This window comes from Rhodococcus sp. PSBB066, assembly GCF_017068255.1.
GTDB classification, from domain to species: Bacteria; Actinomycetota; Actinomycetes; order Mycobacteriales; family Mycobacteriaceae; genus Rhodococcus; species Rhodococcus aetherivorans.
In genome coordinates, this window is record NZ_CP070859.1 from 3240269 (window position 1) to 3263875 (window position 23607).

Annotated in this window: 21 protein-coding genes; 13 read left to right on the top strand and 8 right to left on the bottom strand. The window is 74.1% G+C overall.

What is annotated here, in order from left to right:
• Positions 1-22: 22 nt before the first annotated feature.
• The 4 genes from nirD to JYA75_RS14810 all read left to right on the top strand — a co-directional run bounded on the left by nirD (position 23) and on the right by JYA75_RS14810 (position 4005).
• Entirely contained in the window at positions 23-445 is a 423-nt protein-coding gene (nirD, locus tag JYA75_RS14795; protein ID WP_006942743.1) for a nitrite reductase small subunit NirD, read from the top strand.
• On the top strand, positions 442-1599 hold the full coding sequence (locus JYA75_RS14800) for a uroporphyrinogen-III synthase (protein WP_006942745.1): 1158 nt from the start codon (positions 442-444) through the stop codon (positions 1597-1599). The genes nirD and JYA75_RS14800 overlap by 4 nt, the downstream gene beginning before the upstream one ends.
• Before the next feature lie 46 nt (positions 1600-1645).
• Complete coding sequence (locus tag JYA75_RS14805) at positions 1646-2350, top strand: sirohydrochlorin chelatase (protein ID WP_006942747.1); 705 nt, start codon at positions 1646-1648, stop codon at positions 2348-2350.
• Between the two features lie 152 nt (positions 2351-2502).
• Positions 2503-4005, top strand: coding sequence for an FUSC family protein (locus JYA75_RS14810; RefSeq protein WP_170914111.1), 1503 nt, complete (start codon positions 2503-2505; stop codon positions 4003-4005).
• Positions 4006-4017: 12 nt separating this feature from the next.
• Here JYA75_RS14810 and JYA75_RS14815 read toward each other — a convergent pair whose 3' ends face one another.
• Positions 4018-5754 (bottom strand): NTP transferase domain-containing protein, encoded by a 1737-nt coding sequence (locus JYA75_RS14815; RefSeq protein ID WP_050035453.1) that lies wholly within the window; start codon positions 5752-5754, stop codon positions 4018-4020.
• A 45-nt stretch (positions 5755-5799) separates the two neighbouring features.
• Complete coding sequence (locus tag JYA75_RS29115; RefSeq protein WP_006942753.1) at positions 5800-5928, bottom strand: hypothetical protein; 129 nt, start codon at positions 5926-5928, stop codon at positions 5800-5802.
• Between the two features lie 61 nt (positions 5929-5989).
• Between JYA75_RS29115 and JYA75_RS14820 the strand changes: the two genes are divergently transcribed.
• Complete coding sequence (locus JYA75_RS14820; protein WP_029544575.1) at positions 5990-7426, top strand: PLP-dependent aminotransferase family protein; 1437 nt, start codon at positions 5990-5992, stop codon at positions 7424-7426.
• Positions 7427-7432: 6 nt separating this feature from the next.
• Here the strand turns inward: JYA75_RS14820 and JYA75_RS14825 are convergent, their stop codons facing one another.
• The 3 genes from JYA75_RS14825 to JYA75_RS14835 are packed head-to-tail and all read right to left on the bottom strand — an operon-like array spanning position 7433 to position 9045.
• Entirely contained in the window at positions 7433-7729 is a 297-nt protein-coding gene (locus tag JYA75_RS14825) for an MGMT family protein (RefSeq protein ID WP_006942757.1), read from the bottom strand.
• Positions 7730-8506 (bottom strand): alpha/beta hydrolase, encoded by a 777-nt coding sequence (locus JYA75_RS14830; RefSeq protein ID WP_050035452.1) that lies wholly within the window; start codon positions 8504-8506, stop codon positions 7730-7732.
• Entirely contained in the window at positions 8503-9045 is a 543-nt protein-coding gene (locus JYA75_RS14835; protein WP_185712830.1) for a helix-turn-helix domain-containing protein, read from the bottom strand. Before JYA75_RS14835 ends, JYA75_RS14830 begins: the two co-directional genes overlap by 4 nt.
• 52 nt (positions 9046-9097) lie before the next feature.
• Here JYA75_RS14835 and JYA75_RS14840 point away from each other — a divergent pair, with 52 nt between their 5' ends.
• The 3 genes from JYA75_RS14840 to JYA75_RS14850 all read left to right on the top strand — a co-directional run bounded on the left by JYA75_RS14840 (position 9098) and on the right by JYA75_RS14850 (position 16343).
• Positions 9098-9508, top strand: a complete 411-nt coding sequence (locus JYA75_RS14840) for a PaaI family thioesterase (RefSeq protein WP_029544569.1) — start codon at positions 9098-9100, stop codon at positions 9506-9508.
• Between the two features lie 146 nt (positions 9509-9654).
• Positions 9655-12978 (top strand): ATP-dependent DNA helicase, encoded by a 3324-nt coding sequence (locus JYA75_RS14845; RefSeq protein WP_029544567.1) that lies wholly within the window; start codon positions 9655-9657, stop codon positions 12976-12978.
• A gap of 14 nt (positions 12979-12992) precedes the next feature.
• Positions 12993-16343, top strand: a complete 3351-nt coding sequence (locus JYA75_RS14850) for an ATP-dependent DNA helicase (RefSeq protein ID WP_050036391.1) — start codon at positions 12993-12995, stop codon at positions 16341-16343.
• 6 nt (positions 16344-16349) lie between these two features.
• Here JYA75_RS14850 and JYA75_RS14855 read toward each other — a convergent pair whose 3' ends face one another.
• The gene (locus JYA75_RS14855; protein ID WP_029544562.1) at positions 16350-16742 is read right to left on the bottom strand and encodes a MauE/DoxX family redox-associated membrane protein; all 393 of its coding nucleotides are present in this window, start codon (positions 16740-16742) and stop codon (positions 16350-16352) included.
• Between the two features lie 103 nt (positions 16743-16845).
• On the opposite strand from JYA75_RS14855, the gene JYA75_RS14860 reads away from it, so the two are divergent.
• Both JYA75_RS14860 and nudC read left to right on the top strand, forming a co-directional pair.
• Positions 16846-17913, top strand: coding sequence for a potassium channel family protein (locus JYA75_RS14860; RefSeq protein WP_006942770.1), 1068 nt, complete (start codon positions 16846-16848; stop codon positions 17911-17913).
• A 26-nt stretch (positions 17914-17939) separates the two neighbouring features.
• Positions 17940-18842 (top strand): NAD(+) diphosphatase, encoded by a 903-nt coding sequence (gene nudC / locus JYA75_RS14865; protein ID WP_050035451.1) that lies wholly within the window; start codon positions 17940-17942, stop codon positions 18840-18842.
• A gap of 5 nt (positions 18843-18847) precedes the next feature.
• Here nudC and JYA75_RS14870 read toward each other — a convergent pair whose 3' ends face one another.
• Entirely contained in the window at positions 18848-19459 is a 612-nt protein-coding gene (locus JYA75_RS14870) for a TetR/AcrR family transcriptional regulator (protein ID WP_081705051.1), read from the bottom strand.
• Between the two features lie 103 nt (positions 19460-19562).
• Here JYA75_RS14870 and JYA75_RS14875 point away from each other — a divergent pair, with 103 nt between their 5' ends.
• Positions 19563-20405, top strand: coding sequence for an SDR family NAD(P)-dependent oxidoreductase (locus JYA75_RS14875; RefSeq protein ID WP_082120259.1), 843 nt, complete (start codon positions 19563-19565; stop codon positions 20403-20405).
• Between the two features lie 36 nt (positions 20406-20441).
• Here JYA75_RS14875 and JYA75_RS14880 read toward each other — a convergent pair whose 3' ends face one another.
• Entirely contained in the window at positions 20442-20696 is a 255-nt protein-coding gene (locus JYA75_RS14880; protein ID WP_029544555.1) for a mycoredoxin, read from the bottom strand.
• Positions 20697-20810: 114 nt separating this feature from the next.
• Here JYA75_RS14880 and JYA75_RS14885 point away from each other — a divergent pair, with 114 nt between their 5' ends.
• Positions 20811-22943 (top strand): ATP-dependent DNA helicase UvrD2, encoded by a 2133-nt coding sequence (locus tag JYA75_RS14885; protein ID WP_235431071.1) that lies wholly within the window; start codon positions 20811-20813, stop codon positions 22941-22943.
• Positions 22944-23326: 383 nt separating this feature from the next.
• Positions 23327-23605: a WhiB family transcriptional regulator gene (locus JYA75_RS14890; RefSeq protein WP_043797088.1), complete on the top strand. Its 279-nt coding sequence runs from the start codon at positions 23327-23329 to the stop codon at positions 23603-23605.
• The last annotated feature ends 2 nt before the right edge of the window (positions 23606-23607 follow it).

Consider the following 23607-nt stretch of genomic DNA (forward strand, 5'->3'; position numbering starts at 1 on the left):
CGTAGTTCCAAGGAGGACATTCATGACCGTCATCGAGACGCACACCCCCGAGCGCGCGTCGCGTGCCAGCGTGTACGACGGGCGTCTGGAGTGGACGTCGGCGTGCCCGCTCAGTCACCTCATCCCCGGCCGCGGCGTCGCCGTGCTGTTGCGCGGCGGCGAGCAGGCCGCGCTGTTCCGGCTCGACGACGGCAGTCTGCGGGCGGTGGGCAACTTCGATCCGTTCGGCCGCGCCGCGGTGATGTCGCGTGGGATCGTCGGCGACCGCAGCGGCGAGCCCACCGTCGCCTCGCCGCTGCTCAAGCAGGTCTTCTCGCTGGACGACGGACGCTGCCTCGACGATCCGTCGGTCCGCCTGCCCGTGTACGACGTGCGGGTGTGGGCCGGTGTCGTCCAGATCCACAGCCTCGTGCCCGTGCACCGCGGTTACGGCGAGCGTTCGTGAGCGAGGACAACGCGCCGCTGCACGGCTTCACGATCGGCATCACCGCCGCACGCCGCGCCGACGAGTTCGCCACCCTGCTCACCCGGCGCGGCGCGGAGGTTGTCCACGCACCCGCCATCCGCATCATCCCGCTCGCGGACGACGCCGAGCTCGAGCGCGTGACGCGCGACATCCTCGACACCCCGCCGGACATCACCGTGGCCACCACGGCGATCGGCTTCCGCGGCTGGATGGGGGCCGCGGACGGCTGGGGCCTCGCCGAGCAGCTCGGCGAGGCCCTGGGCGGCAGCCGCATCCTGGCCCGCGGGCCGAAGGTCACCGGCGCGATCCGGGCCGCCGACCTGCGGGAGGAGTGGTCGCCGGCGTCGGAGTCGTCCGCGGAGGTGCTCGAGCACCTGCTGGCCGAGGGTGTGGAGGGGGTGCGGATCGCGGTGCAGCTGCACGGCGCCCGCACCGAGTGGGAACCCGGCGCGGACCTGTGCGAGGTGCTGCGCGACGCCGGTGCCGACGTGGTGGCGGTCCCGGTGTACCGGTGGACCCCGCCCGACGACCCCACCGCGCTGGACCGGCTCATCGAGCAGATCGCCGACCACAGCATCGACGCGGTGAGCTTCACCAGCGCGCCGGCCGTCGCGTCGCTGCTGATGCGTTCCAAGGCCACCGGCATGCTCGAGTTGATGCTGCGCGCGCTGCGCACCGGGGTCACCGCGGTGTGCGTGGGGCCCGTGACGGCCGCGCCGCTGGTCGAGCTGGAGGTGCCGGTCTCGGCACCGGCCCGGGCCCGGCTCGGATCCCTCGCCCGGCACCTGGCCGAAGAGCTGCCGCGGCGCGCCCACCGCATCGAGGCCGGGGGGCACGTCCTCAGCGTCCGCGGCCGCTGCGTCGTGGTCGACGGCGAGATCCGCTGCCTGGCGCCCGCCGCGATGGCGCTGATGCGCACCCTCGCCGCCCGGCCCGGCCGGGTCGTCTCGCGTGAGGAACTGCTCGCCGCGCTGCCCGGCGGTGGCGGCGACACCCACGCCGTGGAGACCGCCGTGGCGCGGCTGCGGTCCGCGCTCGGCGCCCCCACGATCGTGCAGACCGTCGTCAAGCGTGGCTACCGGCTCGCGGTCGACCCGGTGGGCTGCGCCGACAAGGAATACCCGCTCGGCTAGGGGCATCGTCTCCGGCCGACCCCGTTCCGGATCAGGAGTTGTGACCATGATCGACCCGGCCCTGCTGCTCGTCGCTCACGGCACGCGCAATCCGCGCGGCGTCGAGATGATCGCGTCCCTCGCCGACGCCGTCTCCCGCGACGTGGGCGCCACCCGCGTCGCGTTCGTCGACGTCCTCGGACCCTCGCCGGCGGAGGTGCTGCGCGATTCCGGCCGGCCCACCGTGCTGGTGCCCGCCTTCCTCGCCTCCGGCTACCACGTGCACGCCGACGTGCCACGCGAGGTCGCCGACAGTGGGCATCCCGCCGTGGCGGTCACCCGCGCGCTCGGACCCGACCCGGTGCTCGCACGGGTGCTGCTGCACCGGCTCTCCGCGGCCGGCTGGAAACCCGGTGACGCGGTGGTGCTCGCCGCGGCGGGCTCCTCCGACCCCCGCGCCCTCGGCGACGTGCGACGGGCCGCGGACATGTTGTCGGCCCTCGCGCGCGTCGCCGTGCGCGTCGGGTACGTCGCCACGGGTGCCCCGCGCGTGCCGGACGTCGTCGCCGGACTGCGCGCCGCGGGTGCGCGCCGGGTGTTCGTCGCCTCGTACCTGCTCGCCGACGGGCTGTTCCACGCGCGTCTCGCCGATGCGGGCGCCGACGGGGTGGCGGCCCCGCTCGGGGTGCACGACTCGATCGTGCGCCTGGTGGCCGAGCGGTACCGGTCGGCGGCGACGGCGCTGCTCGCCGGAGGCCCGCTGCGCGGGTGACCTTGCCGACACGGCGCCGCCGACCGCGGGTGCGCGCCGTATCGTCGATCCTCGTGTCCGAAGCGGTGACAGATCCGGGAGCCGGGTCCCGGAGTGACGCGGCGAGCCCGCCGATCCCGGCGCCGGGGCCTGCGCGGACGCTCCTGCTCGGGGTGCCCCGGCGGGGCCGGCGCTGGCCCGGTGCCCTGCGCGCGGCCGCCGCGGTGGCGCTGCCCGGCCTGGCAGGCCTCGCGCTCGGTCACGGGCCCGTCGCCGCGACGGCCGCCCTCGGGGCGTTCGCCGTCGTCTACGGCGAGGGCCGCGCCTACCGGGCGCGGTGGCAGGTGGTGATGGTCGTCGCGGCGGTGCTCGTCGCGCTGGCCGGTCTGGGCGCCGGTGTCGGCACGCTCGTGCATTCGGGCTCGGAATGGACGTGGCTCCTGCTCGTGGCGGTGATGACGGCGGTCGTCGCCGTGGGCGCCTTCCTGGTCGACGCGCTGCGCTTCGGTGCACCCGGTGCGTTCCTGCCGCTGCTCACCCTGGAGATCGCGGCGGCACTGCCGAGCGCCGGCGTGCCGGTCGGTGCGGTCGTGTCGTGGACCGCGGCCGGCGCGGGCACGGCAGTGGTGGTGTCGATGTCGGGCGCGCTGGCTCGGCCCCGCGCACCCGAGCGTGCCGCGGTGGCGGCGGCCGTGGAGGCCGTCGACGCCTGCCTGCGCGCCCCGGCGGAGACCGGGCCGCGGCACGAGGCGGTCCGGGCGCTGCACGCCGCGTGGATGTGCCTGCACGACGGGCGGCTGGGCGGGGGCGCGCATCCGCTGACCCGGACGCTCCGAGCGGCGCACCTGCGGCTCGCGACGGTCGTCGCAGGAACCGACGAGGGTGCCGCCTCCGAGACCGACGATCTGCGGCCGCAACCACCGCTGCCGCGCCCGTCGGCGCGATACCGGCTGGCGCGGGCCGCCCGGCCCGGCAGTCGATCCTGGACCATCGTCCTCCGCCTCGTCGTGGCCGGTCCCGTCGCGGGCGCACTGGCGCTCGCGTGCGATGTCGGGCGGCCGGACTGGGCGGTGATCACGGCGGCGATGGTGCTGCATCAGGGACCCGACCGGGTGCTGGGCAGCTACCGGGGCCTGCACCGGTTCGCCGGCACCGTCGTGGGTCTGGGCGTGCTGGCCGCGGTCGTGTGGGCCGCCCCGACGGCCGTCGCGCTCGTCGTGGTGGTCGCGGTGTTGCTCGCCGGAACCGAGGAGTACCTGGTCCGGAACTACGGCGTGGCGATGGTGTTCATCACTCCGCTCGCGCTGCTGCTCGGCGGCGCCGGGGTGCCGCACGACTTCGCCGTGGTGGCCCGCGACCGCCTGCTCGAGACGGTGATCGGCGTGCTCGTCGCCGTCGCGGTGCTGTGGGTCGTGCTGCCGTTCGCGCATCGTCGCGTGCTGCGCTGCGCCGACGCGCGGGTCGCGGAGACGGTCGCCACCATCGTGCAGGCGCGCACGGCGGGGGAGCGGACCGTCCTGCCGGAACTGCGCCGCGACCTCGAGTTCGACCTGCACGCCGCGACGACCGCCGCGATCGTCGCGGCCCACACCGAACCCGGCTGGACCCGCGACCGGTGGCCGGAGCACCGGCGGCTCCACGAGACCGGATACCGGGTCCTCGCGCACCCGGCCTGACCGGCGCGCCGGTCAGTGTGGCAGCGGCACCAGTTCCACCGGATCGCCGTCCGCCGCGCCGGGCGGCACGAGCGCGATCGCCCGTCGCCCGATCAGCCCCGCCAGGTGTGCGGTGCGGATCGCGTTGTCGCACACCCACAGCCCGTCGTCGGTCTGTGTCGCCGGCAGCAGCCGGGTGACGTCGCCGCTCACCTGCGAGGCGTTGGCGAGCGGCGCGGTCCACGGTGGCTCCGGCCGTCGTCCGGTCAGCCCGTCGACGACGGCGGGCAGCATCACCAGCAGCGTCGCGACGGCCGCGACCGGGTTGCCGGGCAGGCCGAGCACCACACGACCGTCCGGCAGCACCGCTGTCACCTGGGAACCGCCCGGCTTGCACCGGACCCGATCGACGACGATCGCCGCGCCGGCGCGGGCCAGCGCCGCCCGCAGCTGGTCGGCGGCCCCGCCGCCGGTCGCCCCGGTGACGACGATCGTGTCGACGTCGGTGGCTTCGCGGAGCAGCCGGTCGAACCCATCGACGGTGTCGCGCAGGTGCGCCTCGCCGGCGACGGCGGCGCCGCACCACTGCACGAACCGCGGCAGGACGGGGCCGAGAGAATCGCGGGTCTGGCCGTCGCGCAGCGGCCCGTCGCGGCGGATCTCGTCGCCGGTGACGACCACGTGGACCCGGACGGGCCCGCGGACCGGCACGGCGGTCACCTCGCCGCTCAGCGCAGCGGAGACCACCGCCGGGCCCAGGGCGGTGCCCGCCTCGGCGAGCACGTGACCGGGCGCCCAGTCCTCCCCGCGACGGCGCGCGTCGTCGCGCACCGGGGCGCCGGGCATCCGGGTCACGGTGCCGTCGGTCACCTCGACGTGTTCGTCGCGCACCACCGTCGTCGCGCCGGGCGGCAGGTAGGCACCGGTGGCAATCCGCGCGGCCTGGCCGTCGTGCAGGGTGAACGGCTCGGTCGCGCCGGCCCGGTGGACCTCGGCGCGCAGCAGCCACGGACCGTCGCCGGCGACGGCGTACCCGTCCATCGCCGACACCGCGGCCCGCGGCAGGGCCTCGGCGGCGACGAGTGGCGCGGCGAGGGTGGCACCCTCCGCCGCCTGGGGCGCCACGGTGCGGACCGGCAACCGCGGCAACGACCGCCGGATCTCCGCGCGGGCGGCGGCGGGGTCGGCCGCGACGAGCCCGGGACGCGCGGCGCGGGCCTGCGCGAGCTCCTGCGGGGTGTCGCAGTCCGCGGTCCCCGCCACCGGAACCGTGACGTAGCGCTCCGGCAGCAGGGCCTTCATCGGCTGATTGGCCGGATCCGTCCCCAGCGCGGCGAGGCGGCCGGCGAGCGCGGGACCACGCCACGCGGCGAGCAGGAACTGGATCCGGCCCGAGTCGTCGACAGCGAACGCCGCGTCGGCTCCGGGGGCGCCGCGCAGGGTCTCCACCAGTGCGGTGACCGTGTCCGCGGTGAGGAACGGCAGGTCGGCGGCGAGGGCCAGCACCACCGGTGCGTGAAGACCCGCGGCGGCGAGGGCGGCGACGGGCCCGGCCCCGGCGGGCTGCTCCTGGACCTGGACCACTGCCGGGTCGAGATCGTCGCGCCGTGGTCCGACGACGGTGATCCGGCGGCACCCGCGCACAGCGGCCAGCGCGATGTCGAGCATGCGCCGGCCCCCGACGACGAGTGCGGGCTTGTCGACGCCGCCCATGCGGGTCGCGCGTCCGCCCGCGACGATGACGGCCTCGACGTCGGTCAGCGAACTCATGAGCTCATGCTGCCCGACGCGGGCCGGCGCGGTGTGCCGGGGCGGTCAGTCGGGCGTGTGGTGACTGCGCGGCGGCCCGCCGATACCGCACCGGCCGCCCTGCGCGGTGTCCAGCACTGTCCAGGTGGCCGCCGCCAGGCTGAGCGCGGTGAGGAGAACGACCAGGAAGATCATGGTCCTATTCTCTCGGGCCGGTGGACCGGAGATTCCGGTCCACCGTGCGAAAGTGGACTGTATGAAGGACGTGTCCGCCACCCCGTCCGCGGCCCGGCTCGCGGCGCTGCTCGGCGACGTCGGAGCCGACCGCGGTCCGCTGTACCGGGCCGTCGCCGCCGCGCTGCGCCGCCGCATCGCCGACGGCCGGCTCCCGGTCGGCGCGCGCCTGCCCGCCGAGCGGGCGCTGGCCGACGCGCTCGGCGTCAGCCGCGTCACGGTGGCCGCCGCCTACGGCGACCTGCGCGACGACGGCTGGGCGCTCACCCGGCACGGGGCGGGCACGTTCGTTGCCGCTCCCGACGGCCGGCAGCCGTGGGGCACCGCGCTCGGCGCCCCCGTGCCCGGCGTGCTGGACCTGGGCAACGCCGCCCCGGAGGCGTCGTCCCTGCTGACCGCCGCCTACGCGGTCGCGCAGACCCGGCTGCCCGACCTGCTGGCCGGTCACGGATACGCGCCGAGCGGCCTGCCCGAGCTGCGTGCCGCCGTCGCGGCGCGGTACACCGCCCGCGGACTGCCGACCGACCCCGAGCAGGTGCTGATCACCGCCGCCGCGGCGGACGGACTCGACGCCGTCCTGCACACCGTCGTCGGGGCGGGACGACGGGTGCTGCACCAGCATCCGAGCCATCCCGGCGCGCTCGAGACGATCGCGGCGACCGGAGCCCAGTCCGTCGCCGTGCCCGTCGACGTCGACGATCCGGATGTGATCGTCGACGAGGCCGATCGCGCCGCGCGGCAGCACGCCCCGACCGTCGCGTACCTGATGCCCGACCACGCCAATCCGACCGGTGCGAGCCTGAGCGTGGCCGCGCGGCGGTCCCTCGCCGCGACCCTGTGGCGGCACCGCGTCCTGACCGTCGTCGACGAGGTCGCCGCGGAGCTGTCGTTCGCCGGCGACGACATCGAGCCGTTCGGGGCGGCGGTCCCGGACGCGGCCACCGTGCACGTCGGCTCGTTGAGCAAGGTGGTCTGGGGCGGCATCCGGATCGGCTGGGTGCGCGGCGACCGGGCGACCGTCGCGCGCGTGCGGGAGGTGCTGCTGCGACGCCAGCTCGGCGTCTCGATCCTCGACCAGCTCGCCGCCGTGGAGTTGTTCGCGCAGTGGCAGCGGATCCTCGACGAGCGCCGCGCCGGGCTGCGCGCCCGTCAGGAGGCGCTCGCCGCGGCCGTCGCCGCACGCCTGCCCGGGTGGCGGTTCGTCCCGCCCGCGGGCGGGTTGTCGCTGTGGTGCCGGCTGCCGGACGGCATCGGTTCCACCCGCCTCGTCGCCGCGGCGGAACGGCAGGGACTCGTCCTGCTGCCGGGCACCCGATTCGGCACCGGCCACGCGTTCGACGACCATCAGCGCCTGCCGTTCACCCGGCCGGTCGCGGAACTGCTCGCCGCGGTCGACGTGCTGGCCGGGCTCGGCGCGGCCGTCCTCGAGCCGCGGCGAGCGGCACCACCGCTGGTGTGAGCCGGCTCAGAAGCGGTGCCGCGCCGCCGCGAGATCGACCCGGCCGTCGCGGATCGGCACGCCTTCGAGCTCGAGCCGGGCGAGTTGCCGGTGGGCCAGGTGCGCGGCGGGCCTTCCGGAGGCCGGGACCACCCGGTGCCACGGCAGGTCCGCGCTGTCGGTCCGCATGATCCAGCCCACGGTGCGCGGGCTGGACAGGCCGGCCGCCGCGGCGACGTCGCCGTAGGTGGTCACGCGGCCCTCGGGGACGGAGGCCACCAGCTCCCGGACGCGTTCGACGTCCGCCTCGCTCGTTGCCGGCATCTACAGCAGCTTCCGGACGAGGGCCGCGGTCTCCTCCGGTCGTGCCTGATCGATCATGTGGTCGCAGTCGATGTCGAGCGCCGTGAGGTTCGTGCCGAGGCGGTCGGCGAGGGCGGCCCGGAACTCGTCGGTCACGTACGGCGGCTGCACCCTCGCGGCCCGCGCGACGATCGTGGGCAGGTGCGCCGGTGGCAGGACGAACTCACGCGCCAGCTCGCTCCACGACGTCACCAGGGCGGGAACGCACAGGCGCCAGTTGACCCGGCCCGAGTCGAGGGTGATCAGGTGCTCGGCGAGTTCGGCGTCGAGCAGCGCGGGATCGACCTCGCCCCACGCGCCGTTCGTCTTGTCGGCGCGGGCCTCGGCCGCGTCGGTGTAGTCGGGGTGCTGCACGGTCAGCTCCGCGATCTCGAGCATGCGTTCCGGCGGCAGCCCGATCGCCGGATCCAGTAGCACCAGCCCGCGCACCCGCTCGGGGGCGGTCGCCGCCAGATGCACGGCGAGGGCGCCGCCGAACGAATGCCCGACCACCAGCACCGGACCCGAGGCGTGGGCGTCGAGGACGGCGAGCAGGTCCCGCACGTGCGTCTCGAAGTTCCACGGCGGCGTCCACGGGGAGCGGCCGTGCCCGCGCAGGTCCGGCGCGATGACCCGGGCCTGGGGCAGGTGCTCCGACGCGAGGTGCTCCCAGCGCCGGCCGTGACCGGTGAGGCCGTGCAGGGCGAGCAGCTGCGGACCGTCGGCGGGGCCGAACAGATGGGTGTGCAGTTCGTTCACCCGTCGATTGTGTCAGGGCCGCGGCCGGTTCCGGTGGCAGCCGATGCGCTCGCGCGGGACCGGTGCGGCCGGTCGGCGGGGACGGGCCGGGCTCCCGGACCCGGGGTCGATTCGGTCTCGCGGGCGGTCAGTCCGGCCGTGCCGGCGGGAACGACCACCGCGGCGACGGGCCGGCCGCTCACCCGGTCGCGAACCACCACGGGGGGCCCGTCCTCGTCGGCGCAGTAGCGGTCGCCCCACTGGAGCAGGGCGACGAGGACGGGGAAGAGGTCCAGACCCTTGTCGGTGAGCCGGTACTCGTTGCGGGTGCGGTGTCCGGCCTGCCGGTACGGCACCGGGCGCAGGATTCCCGCGGCCACCAGTTTGCGCAGGCGGTCGGCCAGGATCGGCTCGGACACCCCGACGTGCCGCCGCATGTCGTCGAACCGGCGCACGCCGTTGAACGCCTCCCGCAGGACGAGCAGGGTCCACTTCTCGCCGATCACGTCCAGTGTCCGCTGCACGGAACAGTTCGCGGTGTCCGTCTCCAACCAGCGCATGCATCGAGGCTAGACCCTTGCTAACTGTAATTTCAGAAGTTAGCGTGACGCCATGGACACCACCTCTACCGATCTCCCCGCCGGCAGCGCCTTCCTGCAGGCGGCGGGCCTCGTGCTCGACGAGGTCTCCGGCACCCGGGTCACCGGACACATCGATCTGAGCCGGGACCATCACACTCCGTGGGGCGTCGTGCACGGCGGTGTCTACACCACCGCCGTCGAATCCGCGGCCAGCGTCGGGGCCAGCGCCGCTGTCCAGGACCGCGGCCAGTTCGCGGTCGGGGTGCACAACAGCACCGACTTCCTGCGCTCGAGCACGGGGGAGCGCGTCGACGTCGTCGCCGAACCGCTTCAGCAGGGCCGCGTCCAGCAGCTGTGGCTCGTCACCGTCACCGGCACCGAGAGCGGCAGGACCCTGGCGCGCGGTCAGGTCCGGCTGCAGAACGTTCCGTTGCCCGGCTGACTCGCCGCTCCGCGGCCTTGTCGGATTCGCCGCTCCGCGGCCTTGTCGGATTCGCCGCTCCGCGGCGGTGCGGGATTCGCCGCTTCGCGGCGGTGCGGGATTCGCCGCTCCGCGGCGGTGTCGGTCCCGTCTGCTGGAATGGCCCCATGACCGACGCCGACATCCGCCCCGACGCCCGGCCCCGGCAGGCCGAGGTGCGGCTGGTGCCGAGGCCGGACGAGGCGCCGCCGCAGCGACAGTGGCCCGAGGACGTGCAGCGGGTGTTCGCCGATTCGCCGCCCATGCCGCAGTGGCGGCCGTGGCAGGTGCTGGGCGGCCCCGGGACGGGTAAGACCGCGCTGCTCGTGGACCTGGCCGTGTCCCGGATCGCCGCCGGCGCCGACCCGGAGTCGGTGCTGGTGCTCACCCATTCCCGGCGCGCCGCGACCGAGGTGCGAGAGGCGATCACCGCCGGGTTGCTCCGCGTGGGGGCGGTTCCCGGTGGTCCCCGGGCCACGCGGGAACCGCTGGTGCGGACCGTCCACTCGTACGCGTTCGCGGTGCTGCGGCTGCAGGCGTCCACGCACGGCAACCCGCCCCCGCGCCTGATCACCGGCGCCGAGCAGGACGCCGTCCTGCGCGAGCTGTTGCGCGGCGATCTCGACGACGGCGCGGGCATGTGGCCCGAGCGGCTGCGGCCCGCGCTCGGCATGACCGGCTTCGCGGTGGAGCTGCGGGACCTGATGCTGCGCGCCAACGAACGCGGCCTCGGTCCCGAGGACCTGATCGAGCTCGGGCAGCGGCGGTCGCGGCCGGAGTGGGTCGCCGTCGGCGAATTCGCCGCCCGGTACGAGCAGATCATGCTGCTGCGCGGCGCGGTCGGCATCGAGGCGCCCGAGGCCACCGCGCCCGCCCTCGACGCCGCCGAACTCGTCGGGGCGGCCCTCGCCGCGTTCGTCACCGACCCCGACCTGCTCGCACGGGAACGGTCCCGGATCCGGCACCTGCTCGTCGACGACGCCCAGCATCTCGACCCGCAGGCGGCGCAATTGGTGCGCGTCGTCGGGCTCGGCACCCGCACCACCACCGTCGCCGGCGATCCGGACCAGGCGGTGTTCACCTTCCGTGGCGCCGACCCGGCCTTCCTCGCCGCGTTGGTCGACGACGACCCGAGCCGCCGCGTGGTGCTCGGCACCAACCACCGCGCCGCCCCCGAGGTGGCCGAACTCGTCGGCCGTATCACCCGCCGGCTGTCCGGCCTCCCGCCGCACCGCGGCGCACCCGCCGTCCCGTCGGACGACCCGGGCACCGTGCGGGTCCGGGTGCTGCCGACGCCGGCGAAGGAAGCCGCGCTCGTCGCCGACACGCTGCGCCGCGCCCACCTCGTCGACGGGGTGCCGTGGTCCCGGATGGCCGTCGTGGTGCGGTCGGTGCCGCGCTCGCTCGCCCCGCTGCGGCGCGCCCTGCTGGCGGCCGGCGTGCCGGTGACCACGGCCGCCTCCGAGCTGCCGCTGGCCCGCCAGCACGGCGTCGCCGGGCTGCTGCTCGTACTGCGGGCACTGTCCGGGCTGCCGTTCGGCGGCGAGGAGGCGCTCGCCCTGCTGTCCGGGCCCGTCGGCGGAGCCGAACCGGTCGCCCTGCGCCGCCTGCGCCGCGGCCTGCGCCGTGTCGAGCTCGCCGCCGGGGGCGACCGCGACTCCGCCGAACTGCTGCGACTGCTGCTCGTCGACGACGAGGGCGAAAACGCCGAACGGCTCGAGCGCGGACTCACCGACGTCGAGGCGGCGCCGCTGAAGAAGGCCCAGGCCGTGCTGCGCAAGGCCCGGGAGGCCGCGCGCCGCGGCGGCGGCATCGAGGACGTGCTGTGGGAGGCGTGGCAGGCCACCGGACTCGAGCGCAAGTGGGCCGCGGCGTCCGAACGCGGCGGTCCGGTCGGCGCGCAGGCCGACCGCGACCTCGACGGCATCGTGGCGCTGTTCGACGCCGCCGCCGACTACGTCGACCGGCTGCCGCGCGCCCAGCTCGCCGGATTCGTCGACTACCTCACCGAGCAGGAGATCCCGGGCACCGTCCGCACCCGCCTGGTCGCGCCGGCGGAGGCGGTCACCGTCGTCAGTGCCCACTCGGCGGCCGGCCGGGAGTGGGATGTCGTGGCGGTCGCCGGCGTGCAGGAGGGCCTGTGGCCGAGCCTGCGCGCCCGCGGCACCCTGCTGGGCATCGAGACGCTGATCGACGCGGTGTCCGGGGCCGACGGCGGCGGCGACGGCTCGACGCGGCTCTCACGCACCGCGCCGCTACTGGCCGACGAGCGCCGCCTGTTCCTCGTCGCGTGCAGCCGGGCGCGGCGCACCCTGCTCGTCACCGCCGTCGAATCGGTGGGCGGCGACACCGACATGGTGCGGTCCCGGTTCGTCGACGAGCTGGTGGGCGCGGACTCCGACGACGTCGTCGACGAGGCGGGTGAGGACGTCTCGGTGCTGCCCGAGGAGACCCGCACCCGGGTGCTCGCCCTCCCCACCCTCGTCGCCGAGCTGCGCAGCGTGGTGTGCGATCCCGTGGTGGCCCGGGACGATCCGCAGCGGCAGCGCCGGGCGGCCGCACAGCTCGCGCGGCTCGCCCGGGCCCGTGTGCGGGGCGCGCATCCGGACCAGTGGTACGGCACCGCCGAGCCCAGCACGCAACAGGAACTGTGGGACCCCGGGGCCGACGCGGTGCCGTTGTCGCCGTCGACGGTCGAACAGCTCACCACGTGCCCGCTGCGGTGGATGTTCGAGCGGCACGGCGGCTCCGACGGCGACAACACCCACGCCGTCGCGGGCAGTCTGGTGCATACGCTGGTGCAGGCGCTCGCCGGGCGGATCCCGCCCGACCAGGTGGAGCGGGCGCTCGAACGGGCATGGGACTCGGTCGATCTCGGCTCCCAGTGGTACGCCCGTCGCGAGCTCGAACGCACCCGCGCCATGCTCGACACGTTCTCGGCGTGGCTGCGCGGCACCCGTGGCGAGCTCACCGAGGTCGGGGTCGAGATCGCCGTCGACGGCATCCTCGAACCCCGGACCGAGGACGAGCCTCGGGTGCGGCTGCGCGGCCGGATCGACCGGCTCGAGCGCGACCCCGACGGGCGGCCCGTGATCATCGACGTCAAGACCGCGCGCCATCCGGTCACCAAGGAGGCGGCGCAGCAGCACGCGCAGCTGGCCGCCTACCAGGTCGCCGCCGCGGCGGGCGCGATCGACGGGCAGCCCGCCGGCGAACCCGGCGGGGCACGGTTGGTGTTCGTCGCCAAACCGCACAACAAGGAGGGCGCCACCCAGCGGGTACAGCCCCCGCTGGACGCCGAGGCGCTCGACCGTTGGCGCGACGTGATCCACGAAGCAGCCGCGGCCACCCGCGGACCGCAGTTCCTGGCCCGGGTCAACGACGGGTGCCGGCACTGCCCGGTCCTGTCGAGCTGCCCGGCGCACGACGAGGGCAGGCAGGTGACGGGATAGTGGCACCACCGACGGTGAGTGCGGTCGAGCTGGCCGCCGCGCTCGGGCAGTTCCCGCCGACCGGCGAGCAGGCCGCGGTGATCGAGGCGCCGCTGCAGCCCACGCTCGTCGTCGCCGGCGCCGGCGCCGGCAAGACCGAGACGATGGCGGCGCGCGTGGTCTGGCTCGTCGCGAACGGCTTCGTCGACCCGGAACAGGTGCTGGGCCTGACGTTCACCCGCAAGGCCGCCCAGCAGCTCACCACCCGGATCCGCCGGCGGCTGGCGAAGCTCGCCGGATCGGCGCTGGTGCGCGACCTCGACCCGACCGGCGGGCTGCGCGCCCGCATCCTCGCCGGCGAGCCGGAGGTGGGCACCTATCACGCGTACGCCGGGCGCCTGCTCGGTGAGCACGGGCTGCTGCTGCCCATCGAACCGTCGGCGACCCTGCTGTCCGAGACCGAGCTGTGGCAGCTCGCGTACCGCGTGGTCAGCGCCTGGGACGGCGACCTCGACACCGACCGCAATCCCGCGTCGGTCACCGAGTGCGTGCTGGCCCTGTCGGGGCAGCTCGCCGAGCACCTCGTCGAGCCGGAGGACCTGCGCGTCGCGCACACCGAGCTGGACAAGCTCGTGCACACGCTGCCCGCCGGCCCGAATCAGCGTGGGGGACCGTCGAAGACCCTGCTGAACATCCTCGACGCGCAGCAGGCCCGGATCGAGTTGCTGCCCCTGGTCGAGCGCTTGGCGCAGACGCTGCGCCGCGAGGGCGCGCTGGATTTCGGCAGCCAGATGTCGCTCGCCGCCCGGATGGCCCGCGACCACCCGGAGGTCGGCCGCGCCGAGCGGGCCCGCTTCCGGGTGGTGCTGCTCGACGAGTACCAGGACACCGGCCACGCGCAGCGTGTCCTCCTGTCGTCGCTGTTCGGCGGTCCCCTGTCCGGCGGCGCCTCGGAGCGGATGCCCGCGGTGACCGCGGTGGGGGATCCGATGCAGTCGATCTACGGATGGCGTGGCGCGTCCGCGGCAAACCTGCCCCGGTTCTCGACGGACTTCCCGCTGCCGGACGGCAGCCCCGCGCCCCGGCTCGAGTTGCTCACCAGCTGGCGCAACCCCCCAGAGGCGCTGGAGCTGGCAAATCTGGCATCGGAACCGTTGCGGCACAAGGGTGTCCAGGTCAGCACGCTGCGGGCGAAGCCGGAGCCGACCCCCGGCGACGTCCGGCTCGCCCTGCATCCGGACGTGGAGGCCGAACGGGAATGGGTGGCCGGGCGGATCGCCGCCGAGTACGCGGCCGCCCGGGCCGCCGAGGCGTCGCCGCCGACAGCGGCGGTGCTGGTGCGCCGCAACGCCGACGCCGCGCCGATCGCGGAGGCGCTGCGAGCCCACGGCCTGCCCGTCGAGGTGGTCGGTCTCGGCGGCCTGCTGCACACCCCCGAGGTGGCGGACGTGATCGCGATGCTGCGGCTGGCCGCGGACCCCACGGCCGGTAGCGCGGCCGTGCGGGTGCTGACCGGTGCCCGCTGGCAGCTCGGCGCCGCCGACCTGAAGGCGCTGTGGCGCCGGGCCGGCGAACTCGCCATCGGCGGCCGCTTCGGCGTCGCCGGCACGGTCAGCGACTCGGCCGCCCTCGCCGAGGCGCTCGACAGCGCCCTGCCGGGCGAGCAGTCCGAACAGGCCGGGATCGCCGACGCACTCTCCGATCCCGGTCCGCCGCATCGGTATTCGGAGTTCGGTTACGCGCGCATCGTCGCGCTGGGCAAGGAGCTGGCGTCCCTGCGGGAGCGGCTGGGCCAGCCGCTGACGGAGCTCGTCGCCGAGGTGGAGCGGGTTCTCGGCATCGGCATCGAGGCGCAGGCCCGCGCGGGCAGCGACGGCGGTGTCGGCCGGGAGAACCTCGACGCCTTCGCGGACGTGGTCGCCGGGTACGCGAGCCGCGGTTCGGCGACGCTGACCGGCCTGCTCGCCTACCTCTCCGCCGCCGAGGCGATCGAGGGCGGACTCGCTCCGGGCGAGGTGCAGGTCGCCACCGAACGGGTGCAGGTGCTGACCGTGCACTCGGCCAAGGGCCTCGAATGGGAGGTGGTGGCGGTCCCGCACCTGACCGCCGGGGTGTTCCCCTCGTCGACGGCCGGCAGCACATGGCTCGGCGCCCTCGGGGAACTGCCGCCGTCGCTGCGCGGCGACCGGGCGCTGCCTGGCGAGAACAGCGACGGCGTCCCCGTCCTCGATCTCGACGAGGTCTACGACCGCAAATCGCTCGAGAACTGCATCGACACGCACAAGGACGCCCTCAAGCGCCGGAAACTGGACGAGGACCGGCGCCTGTTCTACGTCGCGCTCACCCGCACGGAGCGGGCCCTGTTCGTCTCCGGGCACCACTGGGCCGAGTCCGGAACGGACCCGAAGGGACCGTCCCCGTTTCTGTCCGAACTGCACGAGCTGGTGGCGGCGCGACCCGGGCTCGGCCGCATCGAGACCTGGGCTCCGGCGCCGGAGCCGGGCACCGAGAACCCGATGACCGCGGATCCGCACACCGCCGTGTGGCCGCGCGATCCCCTCGGGGTGCGGCGTCCCTTCGTCGAGCAGGGCGCGGCCCTGGTCCTCGCGATGCTCGAGGAGCCCGAACCCGAACCCCCGGCGACCCCGGACGACGACCCCGACGACTGGGCCGCGGACGTCGACGCGCTGCTCGCCGAGCGGGCCCGGCGCGCCGAGCAGCGTGCCGAGGTGATGCTGCCCGCCCAGATGTCGGTCAGCCAGCTGGTGGATCTGGCCGCGGACCCGGCCGCGCTGGCGGCGCGGCTGCGCCGTCCGTTGCCGTTCCGGCCGAATCCGCTGGCGCGCCGCGGCACCGCCTTCCACGCCTGGCTCGAACGGCGATACGGCGCCACGCGGCTGCTCGACCTCGACGAACTGCCCGGCGCGGACGACGTCGGCGGCGACGAGACCGAACTCGACCGGCTCCAGGAGGCGTTCCTGCGCTCGCGGTGGGCGCAGCGCAGCCCGGTGGAGGTGGAGGTTCCGTTCGAGACGTCGCTGGCCGGGGTGGTGATCCGTGGCCGGATCGACGCGGTGTTCGAGGACCCGGACGGCGGCTGGACGGTCATCGACTGGAAGACCGGCGCCGAGCCCGACGAGGACCGGCTCGAGGCGGTGGCGATGCAGCTGGCCGCGTACCGACTGGCCTGGGCGCAGCTGATGGCCGCCCGCACGTTCCGCGCGACGGGCCGACCGGCCGTGCCGCCTCTCGACAAGGTGCGGGCCGCATTCCACTACGTGCGCACCGGGCGGACCATCGCGCCGGAGGACCTGCCCGGCGCCGAGCGGCTGGACCGGTTGGTGCGCAGCGCCGGCGCGGACCGCCCGTCGGCCGGCGAGCGATAGCGGCGGTCAGCGGCGCGGGGCGTTGCGCCGCGCCGTGAGAGCCTGGGCGATCAGGGGCACCTGCAGCGGCAGCCGGGCCACCGCGACCGCCTTCGCGGCCGGGGAGAGCCGCTCGCTGCGCAGCCATGTCACGGCCATCTGCACGTTGGCGGGGAACACCGCGATCAGCAGGGCCGCGGCCAGCGTCCCGCCGAGCCGCCGGGTCCGCGGAATCGCAAGCGCCGTCCCGGCGGTCAGCTCGGCCACCCCGGAGACGTAGGTATAGGTGCGTGGCGAGCCCGGCAGCGCCGTCGGCACGATCCGGTCGAACGGCCGGGGGGAGGCGAAGTGCGCCGCGCCCGCTCCGAGGAGGAGCGCGGACAGCCGCAGCGCCGCGCGCTGGGACGGGAGTGTGGACATGCGCGCCACACTAGCGGCCGACGCGTAGGCTGCGAGCCGATGTCAGCAACGAGAACGTCGGTGACCGCGTCACCGGAGCCGAGAACACCGCGGGAGCGCCGCCATGCCGGGTAGGTTGCGTGCCCGCTTCAGCCGTTCCGACGTGCTCACCGAGCGCCCGGACTTCGCGCTGGTGGGCATCCTGCGGGTGCCGCAGCTGCAGACGAGCCCGAGCCGGGCCATCACTCGCCGCGTCGGATATGCGGTGGTGGCGTTGACATTCGCCGTGCTGGTGGTCTACCTCGACCGGGACGGCTACCGCGACGCCCAGGGCGACGCACTGTCGCTGCTGGACTGCATCTACTACGCGACCGTCTCGCTGTCGACCACCGGCTACGGCGACATCACCCCGTTCACACCCGAGGCGAGACTGATCAACGTCCTGGTCGTCACGCCGTTGCGGATTTTCTTCCTCATCGTCCTGGTCGGTACGACGCTCTCGGCACTGACCGAGAGTTCGCGCCAGGCGTTCAAGATTCAGCGTTGGAGGCGCCGCGTGCGTAATCACACCGTCGTCGTCGGATACGGCACCAAGGGCCGTACCGCGGTGGATGCGATGCTGGGCGACGGGGTTCCGCCGTCGGACATCGTCGTCGTCGACACCGATCCGGTGGTACTCGAGACCGCCGCCGGGCAGGGGCTGGTGACGGTACAGGGCTCGGCGACGAAGTCGGATGTGCTGCGCCTGGCGGGCGTTCAGCACGCCGCCGCGATCATCGTCGCCGCCAACCGCGACGACACCGCGGTGCTCGTCACGCTCAGCGCCCGCGAGATCGCCCCGAGGGCGAAGATCGTCGCGGCCATCCGCGAATCGGAGAACACGCATCTGCTGCGTCAATCGGGCGCGGACTCGGTGGTCATCTCCTCCGAGACGGCGGGCCGGCTGCTCGGCATCGCCACCACCACGCCGAGCGTCGTGGAGATGATCGAGGACCTGCTCACCCCGGAGGCGGGATTCGCGATCGCCGAACGCGACGTCGAACCTAACGAAGTGGGTGGATCGCCCCGGCACCTGTCCGACATCGTGCTCGGAGTCGTGCGCGACGGCCGCCTGCTGCGCGTGGGGTCCCCCGAGGTCGACGCCGTGGAGGCGGACGACAAGCTGCTCTACATCCGGCGGGTGTCGGGCTGAGCCCGCGCCGCCGCTAGGGTGCAGTCGTGAGCCGTTTCCAGCTGTCCGACACCCCCCTGCTCTCCCGTGCGGTCGTCGACCGCGCCGAGGAGTTGCGGGGCGACGCCGCGGCCCTGCACGACGGTTGGTCCCGGGCCCATCTGCTGCGGGTCGATCGTCGCGGGCAGGTGCCGGTGGACGGCGACGCCCTGGTGTTCGCCGCGGCGGTGGAGCTGGGACCCGAGCCGGTGCCCGGCGCGGTGTTCCTCGGTGTGCGCGGCGACCGGCACGTGTGGGCGATCCGGGTGCTCGCCCAGACCGGAACGGTCGCCGACCTGCGCCGCATCGGCGACCGGCTCGACGACGCCGACGCGGGTCTGATGGTGACCGCGGTGGCCCTGCTCAACTGGCACGACAACGCGGGCTTCAGTTCACTGGACGGAGCGCCGACCGAGCCGACCCTGTCCGGCTGGTCGAGGATCAGCACCAGCACCGGTCACGAGGAGTTCCCGCGTACCGACCCGGCGATCATCTGTCTCGTGCACGACGGCGCGGACCGGGTCCTGCTGGCGCGACAGCCGGTGTGGCCGGAGCGACGGTTCTCCGTGCTCGCCGGGTTCGTCGAGGCGGGGGAGTCGCTCGAGTCCTGCGTCGTGCGGGAGATCCGCGAGGAGGTCGGCGTCGACGTGCGAGACGTGCGGTACCTCGGCAGTCAGCCGTGGCCGTTCCCGCGGTCGGTGATGATCGGGTTCTCCGCCGTCGCCGATCCGGAGCATCCGCTGGCCTTCCTCGACGGGGAGATCGCCGAGGCCCGTTGGTTCACCCGCGACGAGGTGCGGGCCGCGCTGGCGCTCGGCGACTGGGCCTCCCCGGCCGACGCCCCGTTGTTGCTGCCGGGATCGATCTCGATCGCCCGGGGCATGCTGGAGGGCTGGGTCCGGGGGAACTGAACCGGTCAGGACCCCGGCCTCGGCAGACCGGTGAGCACGGTCTCGACGAGGTGATCGGTGTATTCGTAGGTCAGCGGACCGGAGCGCAGCAGCCAGCGCTGGGCGACGGGGGCGAAGAGGGTGTCGACGACGGCGTCGAGATCCACATCGGGGGACAGCTGACCCTGTCGCTGCGCCGCGCGCAGCCGCTCCTTCTTCATCTGCCGCGTCGGCTCGTCGAGACGACGGGAGTATTCGGCGGCCAGGGACTCGTCCTCGAGTACGGCGACGGTCAGCGCGCGCAACGGCCGTTCGAACCGGGGATCGTTCAGTTCGTCGACGGTGGCGCGCAGCACCGCCCTCATGTCGGCGACGAGATCGCCCGTGTTCGGTAGGCCCTGCGGGTCCTCCGGTTCGCCGCCCACGTTTGCGTTGAGGTAGGCGTCGAGCAGCACCGATCCCTTCGACGACCACCACCGGTAGATGGTCTGTTTCCCGACGCCGGCTCGGGCAGCGATCGCCTCGATGCTCGACTTGCTGTAGCCCACTTCACCGACCAACTCCACCGCGGCGGTCAGGATCGCTGTCCGGGCGGCGTCGCTGCGGCGGGTGGTTCTCGGCGGCATGGAACCCAGCATAGCCAAACCGAGACGAGACGGACCGTCTTGACAAGAGGGAACGAGGGCCGCATACTCACATGGCGAGACGATCCGTCTCGTCTAGATTCGAGGAGGCGCCGGTATGGTCGAGCAGCGGATATGGCTGGTCACGGGGGCAAGCCGAGGGCTAGGCCGAGCGTTCACCCGGGAGGCGCTCACCGCAGGAGACCGGGTGGCCGCTCTTGCCCGCACCGCAACCGCCGTGCCCGAGTTCCGGGACGACGAGCGGGTGCTCACCGTCGACGTCGACGTGACCGACCGGTCGGCGGTGTTCGCGGCGGTTGATCGGGTTGTCGACCACTTCGGGCGCCTCGATGTCGTCGTCAACAACGCCGGGACGATGTGGACGGGCTTCGTCGAGGAGTTCACCGAGGAGCAGGCACGCGCTCAGATGGAGACCAACTTCTTCGGAGCGCTGTGGGTCACGCAGGCGGTGTTGCCGGCGCTGCGCCGGCGCCCGGGCCACCTGCTGCAGATCTCCAGTGTTGCGGGGATCGCGGCATTTCCCACCACCGGGTTGTACAGCGCCAGCAAGTTCGCACTGGAAGGACTGAGCGAGGCGGTCGCTGCCGAGGCTGCACACTTCGGGGTCGCCGTGACGATCGTCGAACCCGGCGGATACTGGACGGACCTGTACAAGGACATGCCCGCCACTGCGCCGCTCGACGACTATGTGGCGCTGCGCGCCGAGATGGCAGCGACGTCGGCCGCCGGCGGCGTCGACAGCGAGCCGGCGCTCGCCGCGGCCGCGGTCCGGGCAGCCGTGGACAGCGACGCCCCGCCGAGACGGTTGATCCTCGGCAGCGTCGTCTACGACGCCGCGGTCGGACTCGCTCAGCAGCGCATCCGGGACTGGGCGGCATGGGAGCAGGTCAGCCGGGCAGCCGAACACGCCGTGCCGGCCCCGCCGGGATACACCACCTGAGCTCCCCGGTGCTCTCGGCGGATGCGGTGCCGTCGGCTAGAGACCGAGCGCCTGCTTGACCGCGGACAGCGGGGGATTGGTCGCGGTGCTGCCGTCGGCGAACTTCACCGTGGGGACCACGTGGTTTCCGTCGTTGACGCTGCCGACGAACTCGGCGGCGGACGGGTCGGCCTCGATGTCGATCTCGGCGTAGCCGATGCCGTGCTCGTCGAGCTGGCTCTTGAGGCGGCGGCAGTAGCCGCACCAGTCGGTGGTGTAGAGCGTCAGGGCGGGAGCATCGGTCGTAGTCACGGTGCGCACAACAACTCCGGGGCACCCGCTGTTCCGCGCGACGGTGAAATGTGTTCTCCACCACAGTCGGTGTGGGCCGGAGGCCTGTCACCGCGTCCTGCCATGATGGAGCCCATGCGAGCAGATGCATCGGTGGAGGGCCTGGATCCCCAGCAGGCGGCGGCGGTCCTCGCGCCGCGGGGCCCGGTGTGTGTCCTCGCCGGTGCCGGGACGGGAAAGACCCGGACCATCACCCGCCGCATCGCGCACCTGGTGTCCCACGGACACGTCGCGGCCGGCCAGGTCCTCGCCGTCACGTTCACCGCCCGCGCCGCCGGGGAGATGCGCAGCCGGCTGCGCGAACTCGGGGTGGGCGGCTCGGGGCCGCAGGTGCAGGCGCGTACCTTCCACGCCGCCGCGCTGCGGCAGCTGCGCTACTTCTGGCCGCGAGTGGTCGGCGACACGCCGTGGCAGCTGCTCGACCGCAAGTTCGCCGTCGTCTCCCAGGCCGCGCACCGTGCCGGGTTCGCCACCGACACCGACACCGTGCGCGACCTGCTCTCGGAGATCGAGTGGGCCAAGGGTTCGCTCGTCGCGCCGGAGGACTACCCGGCCGCGGTGGCCCGGGCCCGGCGTGAGCCCCCCGCCGACGCCGGACGGGTGGCTGCCGTCTACGCCGGCTACGAGTCCCTCAAGGTGCGCGACGACGGTATCTTCCTCGACTTCGACGACCTGCTGCTGCACACGGCCGCCGCGCTCGAGGAGCACACCGCCGTCGCCGAGGAGTTCCGCGACCGTTACCGCTGCTTCGTCGTCGACGAGTACCAGGACGTCACGCCCCTGCAGCAGCGCGTGCTCGACGCGTGGCTCGGCGACCGCGACGACCTCACCGTCGTCGGCGACGCGAATCAGACGATCTACTCGTTCACCGGTGCCACCCCGCAGTATCTGCTCGACTTCTCCCGCCGATTCCCGGACGCCACCGTGGTCCGGCTCGAACGCGACTACCGTTCCACGCCGCAGGTGGTGTCCCTCGCCAACCGGGTCATCGGTGCGGCACGCGGCCGCATCGCCGGGACCCGCCTCCAGCTCGTCGGCCAGCGCCCGCCCGGACCCGAGCCGGCGTTCGCCGAGTACGACGACGAGCCCGCCGAGGCGCAGGCCGTGGCCAAGTCGATCGCGAAGCTGCTGGGATCGGGGGTGCCCGCCGCCGAGATCGCGGTGCTCTACCGCATCAATGCCCAGTCGGAGGCCTACGAGCAGGCGTTCACCGAGGCCGGTATCCCGTATCAGGTCCGCGGCGGCGAGGGCTTCTTCACCCGCGCCGAGGTGCGCCAGGCGGTCGGCGCGCTGCGGCAGGCCCACGGCCGCGACGACCTGCCCGAGGGCGCCGATCGCGGCGCCGCCCTCGTCACGCTGGTGCGGGCGGTGCTCGCCCCGCTCGGCCTGACCGAGGCCGAGCCTGCCGGTGCGCAGGCCCGTGAACGGTGGGAATCGCTGCGGGCGCTCGTGCAGCTGACCGAGGAGCTCCTCGGGCACGAGCCCGACCTCGATCTCGACGGTCTGCTGCGTGACCTGGCGGCGCGGGCCGAGGCGCGGCACCCGCCGACGGTGCAGGGCGTGACGCTCGCGTCGCTGCACGCGGCCAAGGGCCTGGAATGGGACGCGGTCTTCCTCGTCGGCCTCACCGACGGGACCCTGCCCATCGTGCACGTCGTCGGCGACAGCTCCACGCCGCCCGACGAGGCCGGCATCGAGGAGGAGCGCCGCCTGCTGTACGTCGGGGTCACCCGCGCCCGCGTGCACCTGCAACTGTCCTGGGCGCTCTCGCGCACCGAGGGCGGCCGCCGGTCGCGGCGGCGGTCCCGGTTCCTGCACGGTCTGATCCCCGACGACTCGCCGGCCTCCCGGATCGCGGCCCCCGCGTCGCCGAAACGTAAGCGGCCGCAGTGCCGCGTGTGCGGAAAGCCTCTGATGGGGTCGTCCGCGACCATGCTCGGGCGCTGCGAGGGCTGCCCGTCGGACCTGGACGAATCGCTGCTGATGGCGCTGAAGGACTGGCGCCGGGAACGTTCCAAGGAGATGAAGGTCCCCGCCTACGTGGTGTTCAGCGACAACACGCTCATCGCGATCGCCGAGCAGCGGCCGGGCGACGACCGTGCCCTCGTCGCCATCCCCGGCATCGGGGCGAAGAAACTCGAGCAGTTCGGCGCGGACGTGCTCGCCGTCGTGCGCGGTGAACGCGCGCCCGATACCCTCGATTTGTAGCGGTTCGCAAAGCTGCGGTAAAACCGCAGGTAGAAAATGGGTTGTGCGATCGACGGCCGAGTTCCTAGGCTGGAGGTCGATGTCACGGGAAAGGCCCGTGCGCGGACGACGAAGGAGGTGGCCCCGATGCTCGGCTTCGATGCAGCTGCAGTGGTGGTCGCCGCCCCCGTCGCCGGCGCCCCCGTCGCCGCCGGCGCGTGCACTCCGCGCGTCGCCCGCGTGCGAGCAGCCGCCCCTTCGTCCGTGCCCCGAAGCCACCGAGGTTCACCCCGGTAATCTTCATTCGCCTTCCGGCCACGGACACCGCCCAGCGGACCGTGGCCTTCTTCGTCTTCTGCCCGGTTCGCGCATCGCATCCGAACCAGACAGAGGAGACATCCATCGTGCAGACCGCAACGCTCGACGTCGACCATACGACGCGCGTGCGCGAGTTGCCTTGCCGCGACGGCGATCCGGACCTGTGGTTCGCCGAATCACCGACCGAACTGGAGCGAGCCAAGGCGCTGTGCGGCCGGTGCCCGATCCGCGCCCACTGCCTCGCCGCGGCACTCGACCGTGCCGAGCCGTGGGGCGTGTGGGGCGGCGAGATCTTCGAACGGGGTGTCGTCGTCGCCCGCAAGCGTCCGCGGGGACGCCCCCGCAAGGAACTGGTGTGCGCCTAGGC